Origin of the sequence: Pseudomonas sp. NPDC089569 (assembly GCF_050280625.1) — a bacterium.
Classification (GTDB): domain Bacteria; phylum Pseudomonadota; class Gammaproteobacteria; order Pseudomonadales; family Pseudomonadaceae; genus Aquipseudomonas.
Genome location: NZ_JBNNVQ010000161.1, coordinates 1 through 8,008, shown reverse-complemented (window position 1 = coordinate 8,008; position 8,008 = coordinate 1). Strand labels below are relative to the sequence as shown.

The following is an 8,008-nucleotide window of genomic DNA, read 5'->3' as shown; positions in this document are numbered from 1 at the left end:
GCAAGCTCGCGATGGTAGACGGGACACCGCGGGGTATCAGGTTCCCCGCGTTATCGTTGAAGTCCATCGCGAGCTTGCTCGCTCCTACACAGGTTATTTTCAGGACAGGAAGCCACCGTCTACGTTCAGCGACACGCCGGTGGTGTAGCTGGAGGCATCGCTGGCCAGGTACAACACGGCGCCGGCCATTTCACTCGGATCGGCGACGCGCTTGAGTGGGATCTGCGCCAATGCGGTATTGAGGATGGCTTCGTTCTTGACCAGTGCCGAAGCGAACTTGGTGTCGGTCAGGCCAGGGAGCAGGGCGTTGCAGCGAATGCCGAACTGCGCGCATTCCTTGGCAAACACTTTGGTCATGTTGATCACGGCTGCCTTGGTCACCGAATAGATGCCCTGGAACACGCCCGGCGAGACGCCGTTGATCGAGGCGACGTTGATGATGCTGCCGCCGCCGTTCTCGCGCATCAGCTTGCCGGCTTCCACCGACATGAAGAAGTAACCGCGAATGTTGACGTCGACGGTTTTCTGGAAAGCGCCGAGGTCGGTATCCAACACATTGCAGAATTGCGGGTTGGTTGCCGCGTTGTTGACCAGAATGTCCAGGCGTCCGAACTGTTCCTTGATGCCGGCGAAAACCTGGCTGATCTGCTCCATTTCACCGATATGGCAAGCGATGGCGGTGGCCTTGCCGCCGGCAGCGATGATCGCATCGGCCACGTGCTGGCAGCCGTCGAGCTTGCGGCTGGAAACGATGACATGGGCACCTTGCTGCGCCAGCAGTTTTGCGATGGCCTCACCGATGCCACGGCTGGCACCGGAAACGAAAGCGATCTTGCCGTCGAGGTCGAACAACTGAGTCTTGGACATGGGATTCTCTTATAAAAGTCTTGTTGTGGGGCCGGGGCGCTGTCAGAGGCTGGATTTGTCGATGACCTGCAGGCTCATCTGCTCCAGCAGTTTGTTCATGTGAATGAACTGCGCGAAGCGTTTGTCCTGGGTCTGGCCATGGTAGAAGCGGTAGTAGATCTGCTGCACGATGCCGGCCAGACGGAACAGGCCGTAGGTGTAGTAGAAATCGAAATTGTCGATACGGATGCCGGAACGCTCGGCGTAATAATCGACGAACTCGCGGCGGGTCAGCATGCCCGGTGCATGGCTGGGCTGGCGGCGCATCAGTTGCACCGGTGCCGGGTCGGCGGCCTCGATCCAGTAGGCGAGGGTATTGCCCAGGTCCATCAGTGGATCACCCAGGGTGGTCAGCTCCCAGTCGAGTACACCGATGATCTGCATCGGGTTGTTCGGGTCCAGGATCACGTTGTCGAAGCGGTAATCGTTGTGAACGATGCTGGAGGTGGGGTGGTCGGCCGGCATCTTGTCATTGAGCCAGGCTTTGACTGCCTCCCAGTGCGGCGCATCGGGGGTGAGGGCTTTTTCGTAGCGCTCGCTCCATCCCTTGATCTGCCGCGCCACGTAACCTTCGGGTTTGCCCAGGTCGCCCAGGCCACAGGCGTTGTAGTCGACCCGGTGCAGCTCGACGAACTTGTCGATGAAGCTCTTGCACAGGGCTTCGGTTTTAGCGGCGTCCAGGCCCAGTTCCGGTGGCAGCTCGGAGCGCAGGATAATGCCGTTGACGCGCTCCATCACATAGAACTCGGCACCGATCACCGATTCATCGGTGCAGTGCACGTAAGCTTTGGGGCAATACGCAAAGCCGTCGCGCAGTTGATTGAGGATGCGAAATTCGCGGCCCATGTCATGGGCGGACTTGGCTTTGTGGCCAAAGGGCGGCCGACGCAGGACAAATTCCTGTTCGGGGTATTCGAGCAAATAAGTGAGGTTGGATGCGCCGCCCGGAAACTGGCTGATCCGCGGCAGGCCGTGGAGGCCCGGAATGTGCGCCTTGAGGTACGGATCGATCAGGCTGGCATCGAGCTCTTCGCCGGAGCGGACACGGGTGGACTGGTCAGTAAGCGCCATGCTTATCCCTTCTGCTTATTCTGGAGGCCTGCAACTATTGGTTAATCTAATGTGCGCTCCCGACACCTACAACCGCGATCGGCCCTTATAGGTGAGCGTGTTGCTGGACAATCATTGCTTTTGATACACCTGTTTGAATTGTCCTACACAACCGCGCTGCTGATGGCGCGTGGCAGCTCAATGGGCGTCAGGACCGGTTGACCGGAAAAAAACGCCACCAGGTTACGCCCCACCAGTTCCACGGTGCCCTGGGTGGCCTCCGGCGACAAACCGGCCACATGGGGTGTCAGGATGACGTTGGCCAACGCCTTGAGTGCATCCGGCACCTGGGGTTCGCTGTCGAACACGTCCAGCGCGGCACCGGCAATGCGCCGTTGTTCAAGGGCGCTGATCAGATCGGCGGTCACCAGCACGCTGGCGCGGGCGATGTTGACCAGAAAACCACTGGGGCCGAGGGCGTCGAGGACCTGGCGGTTGATCAGGTGTTGCGTGCCGATTCCGCCGGGGGTGGCGATGATCAGAAAATCCGAATGGCGTGCCAGCTCCGTGGGCGTCGAGCAGAAGTGGTAGGGCAATTCGCTGCGATGATGGCGATTGTGGTAGCTCACGCTCATGTCGAAGCCTGCCGAGGCGCGTTTGGCGATGGCCATGCCGACGGCGCCCAGACCGAGGATGCCCAGGCGCTTGCCAGCCAGGGACGGACGCATGATTTTCGGCCACTCGCCGCGGCGCACGGCCGCGTCGCAACGAGGCACATCGCGTACCAGTGACAGCAGCAGGGCCATGGCGTGATCGGCGACGGACGAGGCATTGACCCCCGCACCATTGGTGACGGTGACACCCCGGTCGGCGGCCGCCTGCAGGTCGACGTGTTCATAGCCTGCGCCAATCACACAAATGATCTTGAGTTTGGGCAGTGCGGCGATTTCACTGGCGTAAAGGCCCAGCGGGCCACGGGTCAGGACGGCGTCGATCTGACTGCCGTGTCGGGCGATCGCTTCGGCGCGCTCGCTGGGGGTCGGTGCAAGGATCAGGTGAAAGCCCTGATGTTCGAGAATGGGCAGGTAATCATTGATGGTTTCAACCAGTACCAGAACGGTTGCGGGCATGCTCGCCTCCTGTGGGCATTGGGTATCGGCTCGAACGGCGTTTTGAGACTGCGGGCCCCGGAATGTTCGGGCAATGACTGCAAGTCTTCGGGACCGCGACACTCAGTGTAGGAGCTGGCGCGGCCGATGAGGATTTTCTGTGGAGCAGGACCGGGGGAGGGCAGGTGATCAGGTGGGTTCATCCAGCAGAAAATGCCGCGCAGCCTTGAGGATTTCATCCGAGAGATCATCGCCACGTGTGGCCCGGGCCAGCGTCAGCGCGCCGACCATCAGCGAATATTGCACCAGCGCCTGCTGGCGTTTTTCACCGGCATCGTCCGAATCCACCAGCTTGGCCATGGAGTCGAGCAGTCGGTTCAGGCCCTTCATGAACGGCTCGCGCAAGCCACTGTCGGCGCTCTCGTGACACATATCTCCGGCGAAGGCCACCACCGGGCAACTGGTGCCGGGGTTGTCACGGCTGCCGACGGACAGATAGGGCTCGATCAAGGCCCGTCGCTCGGCAGCTATATCGCCATCGCCGGTGGCGTCGGCCCGTTCCTGCCAGCGCTTGCCTGCTTCCTTGAAGGCTCGCTCACTGGCCTCCCTGGCCAGTGCTTCCTTGGATTCGAAGTGGCCATAGAAGCCACCATGAGTCAGGCCGGCCGCCGCCATGACATCGACGACACTGATCCCGTGCAGGCCGCGTTCGCGGAACAGCCGTGTCGCGGCCTCGACGATGATTTCGCGGTTGAGGTCGGCTTGCTTGCGGGAAACTCGAGGCATGGGCGGCTCACAGGTATCTACGTTGAAAATCAGAGGACGTATTGGGCAATGCCATTGCCGAACGACCAGTTTTCTTTCTTCACTTCCACCAGATTAATGAAAACATCTTCCTGACGCACCGCCAGTTGCGCGTTGAGGCTCTCGACAATGGTTTTGTAGAGCAGTTTTTTCTGTTCCAGGGTCCGGCCTTCACTCATGGTGATCTGGATGACCACCAGATTGTCGGTGCGCTGGATGCCCAGGTACTGGGGATCGAAGATGAAATGATGCTCGTCGTGCTCGGCGAGGATCTGGAAATTATCGTTTTCCGGCACATTGATCGCGCTGCGCAAGGCGGCATAGATCAATTGCCCGACACGTTTGGCGTAGGTGGGGTCCTGCTGCTTTTTCAGATCGACGCGTACCAGTGGCATGGGAAGACTCCGGAAGGGTGACAGGTTCATTCAAAATACATGATGATGGACCTTTATCAAGTGCTCATCGTCGGATGTCGTGGGTTGCCCCCCCTGTAGGAGCGAGCAAGCTCGCGATGGTCGTTAACGATGACGCTGGCAGTCTGATGCCCCGCGGTGCTGTGGCAACCATCGCGAGCTTGCTCGCTCCTACAGGGGGCGGGAGGGAGGCGGGGTGCAACCTGGTACTACCGTCCTTCACCTAAGTCTTTGCTTCTGTTCATTAATCCCGGACAATCGCGCCCCTGTTCCGGTCAGGGCGCAGGTTGTCGGGTATTCCGACGCACTCTGGCCGGGTGGCAAGTGAGCGGAATGTGGAGATCCCACCGGATGAATGATCAGGCCAATAGCGTTAACGAACGCTATGTAGCAGCAACACCAGCAACCCTTTCGAGCTGGAATCGCCAGGACACCACCTGGATGCTCGGGTTGTTCGGCACGGCGATTGGTGCCGGAACCCTGTTTTTGCCAATCAACGCGGGCCTGGGCGGCTTCTGGCCGTTGCTGATCCTGGCGCTGCTGGCGTTCCCGATGACCTTCTATGCACACCGCGGCCTGACCCGCTTCGTGCTGTCGGGTCGTGAGGGTGCCGACATCACCGACGTGGTGGAAGAGCATTTCGGCCTCAAGGCCGGTGCGTTGATCACTTTGCTGTACTTCTTTGCGATTTTCCCGATCCTGCTGATCTATAGCGTGGCGCTGACCAACACAGTGGGCAGCTTCCTGGAGCATCAGTTGCACATCATGCCGCCGCCGCGTGCGGTGTTGTCGCTGGTGCTGATCCTCGGCCTGCTGGCGGTGGTGCGTTGTGGCGAGCAACTGATCGTCAAGGCCATGAGCCTGATGGTTTACCCCTTCATCGTCGCCTTGCTGTTTCTGGCGGTGTTTCTGATTCCGCACTGGAACGGCGGCATCCTCACCACGGCCAGCACGCCGCCTGAGCCGTCGGCATTGCTGCACACCCTGTGGCTGGCGATCCCGGTCATGGTGTTTTCCTTCAACCACTCGCCGATCATCTCGGCATTTGCGGTCGATCAGAAACGTCGCTATGGCGATTATGCCGAACAGCGCAGCTCGCAGATCCTGTCCCGCGCCCATGTGTTGATGGTGGTGATGGTGCTGTTCTTCGTGTTCAGTTGCGTGCTGACGCTGTCGCCGGCGCAACTGGCCGAAGCGAAAGCGCAGAACCTGTCGATCCTGTCGTACCTGGCCAACCACTTCAGCAACCCGACCATCGCCTTTGCGGCACCGTTGATTGCGTTCGTGGCCATTTCCAAGTCGTTCCTCGGGCATTACATCGGCGCCAGTGAAGGTCTCAAGGGCCTGATCGTCAAAAGCGGCAAGCGTCCGGCGGCAAAGACCCTGGATCGTGTGACGGCCGCGTTCATGCTGGTGGTGTGCTGGATCGTCGCCACGCTCAATCCGAGCATCCTGGGCATGATCGAAACCCTGGGTGGCCCGGTGATCGCAGCCATCCTGTTCCTGATGCCGATGTACGCCATCCGTAAAGTGCCGGCCATGGCCCGTTATCGGGGCCAGGCCTCCAATGTATTTGTCGTCGCTGTCGGTGTGGTGGCGATTTCGGCCTTGATCTATTCGCTGAGCGCGTGATTGCCTGGCCCGCTCGCGCGGTGCCGGATTGACAGCTACAGTGGCCGCTGCGTGCGATGCGCGCAGCGGCTTTTTTTTGCCTGTCCCCTGCAGATACAGGATCGTCGATGGCCCAAGCACCCAGCTCCACTGAACCGTCCAATCGTTGGCAAGACCTGTTGGCCGGGCTGTCGATTGCCGGGCTGTTGTTGCCCGAAGCGGTCGCCTATTCAAGCATCGCCGCGTTGGCCCCGCAGGCCGGTGTCATCGCGTTGTTCGCCGGTTTGCTCTGCTATGGGCTGCTGGGTACCAGCCGATTCGCCATCGTCTCCGCCACCTCGTCATCGGCGGCGGTGCTGGCCGCGGCAACCGCCACCCTGGCCAATGGCGATCCGCAACTGCGTTCGTCCCTGGCCATCGGGCTGGTGCTGGTGACCGGCGTGTTTTTCCTGTTGGCCGCGCTGTTCAAACTCGGCAGCGTGACGTCCTTCATTGCCAAACCGGTATTGCGTGGCTTTTCCTTCGGTCTGGCCCTGACCATCATTTTCAAGCAGGTCGCCAGCGTGGTGGGCGTGCATTTGACCGAGTCCAACCTGGTGCGGTTTCTGCCGCAGTTGCTGGAGCAACTGCCGCAATGGAACGCGGTGGCCGCGGCAGTCGCGGCTGCAACCCTGGCGTTGTTATGGCTGTTTTCCCGGTTTCGTCGCTTGCCCGGCGGGTTGCTGGTGGTGGTGATCGGCATCGCGGCCGGCCAATGGCTGAACCTGCCGGCCTATGGCGTGAAGTTGATCGGCGTGATCGATCTGGGGCTGGAGGTGCCGAAGTTGCCGGTGCTGGCGTTTGCCGACTGGCTGCGATTGGGGGAGCTGGCGTTTGCCATGGTGATGATCCTCTACGCGGAGTCTTACGGCTCGATCAGCGCTTACGCGCTTAAACATGGTGATCGTGTGACGTCGAACAGGGACTTGCTGGCGCTGGGCGCATCCAATTTGGTGTCGGGTCTGTTTCATGGCATGCCGGCGGGGGCTGGGTATTCGGCGACATCGGCCAACGAGGCGGCAGGCGCTACATCACGCCTGGCCGGTGGTGTGGCGGCGGCGGTGGTGCTGCTGATCGTGTTGACGGTACTGCCTTACATCGCCTTGACCCCGGAGCCCATCCTGGCCGCGATCGTTATCCATGCCCTGGGGCGTGGCTTGAGTCTGCAACCCCTGGGCCGGTATTTCATCTGGCGGCGTGACCGCCTGCTGGTGTTGTGTGCCGTGGTTGCGGTGTTGGTGCTGGGGGTGCTGGACGGTTTGCTGGTGGCGGTGGCGATCAGTGTGCTGCTGATGCTCAAGCAGATGTCGGCGGCGGATATCCAGCTGCTTGGGCGGATCGATGGCGGGCATGATTTTGTCGATCTGCAACGCAATCCCTCTGCGATGGCTGAGCCGGGTGTACTGATCGTCCGGCCGGGTGAAGCCTTGTTCTTTGCCAACGTCGAACGGATTCTCGCCAATGCCATGCATCTGATCCGGCATTCGCAGGCGCCGGTTCATACCGTGATTGTCAGCCTGGAGGAGTCGCCCGATCTGGACGGCACCAGTATCGAGGCGTTGCAGGCGTTTTTTGTGCAAGTCCATGCGCAAGGCAAGCATCTGATTCTGGCGCGTCTCAAGGACGACGCACAAATGGCGCTGGCAATGTTGCCAGAGGTGGCCGTCAACGGGGTGGTGTTGAGCGGGCTGAGTGTGGATGGCGCGGTGCAGCAAGCCCTGAAGGCTGGCGCATAACCTGTAGGAGCGAGCCTGCTCGCGATAGCGGTCTGTCTGTTACATCCTTGTCGACTGACTCACCGCCATCGCGAGCATGCTCGCTCCTACAGGGGGAGGGTGCGCAGGCAGGCTGCATAAAAAAACGCCGCTCATCTCACGATGGGCGGCGTTTTTCATTGCCTTGCAGCGTTAGGCTTGAACGACCGGGATCTTGGCGTTCGCAGCAGCTTCACGGAACTCGGCGATCTGGTCGAAGGACAGGGGAGCGCGCACTGCTTGAGGGTTTCGGAGGCGTACAGCTTGGCCATGGACGTTTCTCTCGGCGCGGGCAGTCCTTCGGACTTGAGCGCTGCAGCGC

General features: G+C 60.7%; 7 protein-coding genes and 1 pseudogene. 2 read left to right on the top strand and 6 right to left on the bottom strand.

What is annotated here, in order from left to right; all coding sequences use genetic code 11:
* Positions 1-99 precede the first annotated feature (99 nt).
* From ACQKP2_RS30865 to ACQKP2_RS30845, 5 genes are all read right to left on the bottom strand, one after another.
* Positions 100-867 carry an SDR family oxidoreductase gene (locus tag ACQKP2_RS30865; RefSeq protein WP_034148850.1) on the bottom strand — a complete coding sequence of 256 codons (768 nt, stop codon included), beginning with the start codon at positions 865-867 and terminating at the stop codon, positions 100-102.
* A 42-nt stretch (positions 868-909) separates the two neighbouring features.
* Positions 910-1,977 (bottom strand): phosphotransferase family protein, encoded by a 1,068-nt coding sequence (locus ACQKP2_RS30860; RefSeq protein WP_427582096.1) that lies wholly within the window; start codon positions 1,975-1,977, stop codon positions 910-912.
* Between the two features lie 143 nt (positions 1,978-2,120).
* Entirely contained in the window at positions 2,121-3,086 is a 966-nt protein-coding gene (locus ACQKP2_RS30855) for a 2-hydroxyacid dehydrogenase (RefSeq protein WP_427582095.1), read from the bottom strand.
* 168 nt (positions 3,087-3,254) lie between these two features.
* The gene (locus ACQKP2_RS30850; RefSeq protein WP_427582094.1) at positions 3,255-3,851 is read right to left on the bottom strand and encodes a TetR/AcrR family transcriptional regulator; all 597 of its coding nucleotides are present in this window, start codon (positions 3,849-3,851) and stop codon (positions 3,255-3,257) included.
* Between the two features lie 29 nt (positions 3,852-3,880).
* Positions 3,881-4,264 (bottom strand): tautomerase family protein, encoded by a 384-nt coding sequence (locus ACQKP2_RS30845; protein WP_427582093.1) that lies wholly within the window; start codon positions 4,262-4,264, stop codon positions 3,881-3,883.
* A gap of 369 nt (positions 4,265-4,633) precedes the next feature.
* Between ACQKP2_RS30845 and ACQKP2_RS30840 the strand changes: the two genes are divergently transcribed.
* Complete coding sequence (locus tag ACQKP2_RS30840) at positions 4,634-5,914, top strand: serine/threonine transporter (RefSeq protein ID WP_427582092.1); 1,281 nt, start codon at positions 4,634-4,636, stop codon at positions 5,912-5,914.
* A gap of 107 nt (positions 5,915-6,021) precedes the next feature.
* Positions 6,022-7,668: a SulP family inorganic anion transporter gene (locus ACQKP2_RS30835; protein WP_427582091.1), complete on the top strand. Its 1,647-nt coding sequence runs from the start codon at positions 6,022-6,024 to the stop codon at positions 7,666-7,668.
* Positions 7,669-7,839: 171 nt separating this feature from the next.
* Here ACQKP2_RS30835 and ACQKP2_RS30830 read toward each other — a convergent pair.
* Positions 7,840-7,911 (bottom strand): annotated as a pseudogene (locus tag ACQKP2_RS30830) (hypothetical protein); the annotation flags it as partial.
* Positions 7,912-8,008 lie beyond the last annotated feature (97 nt).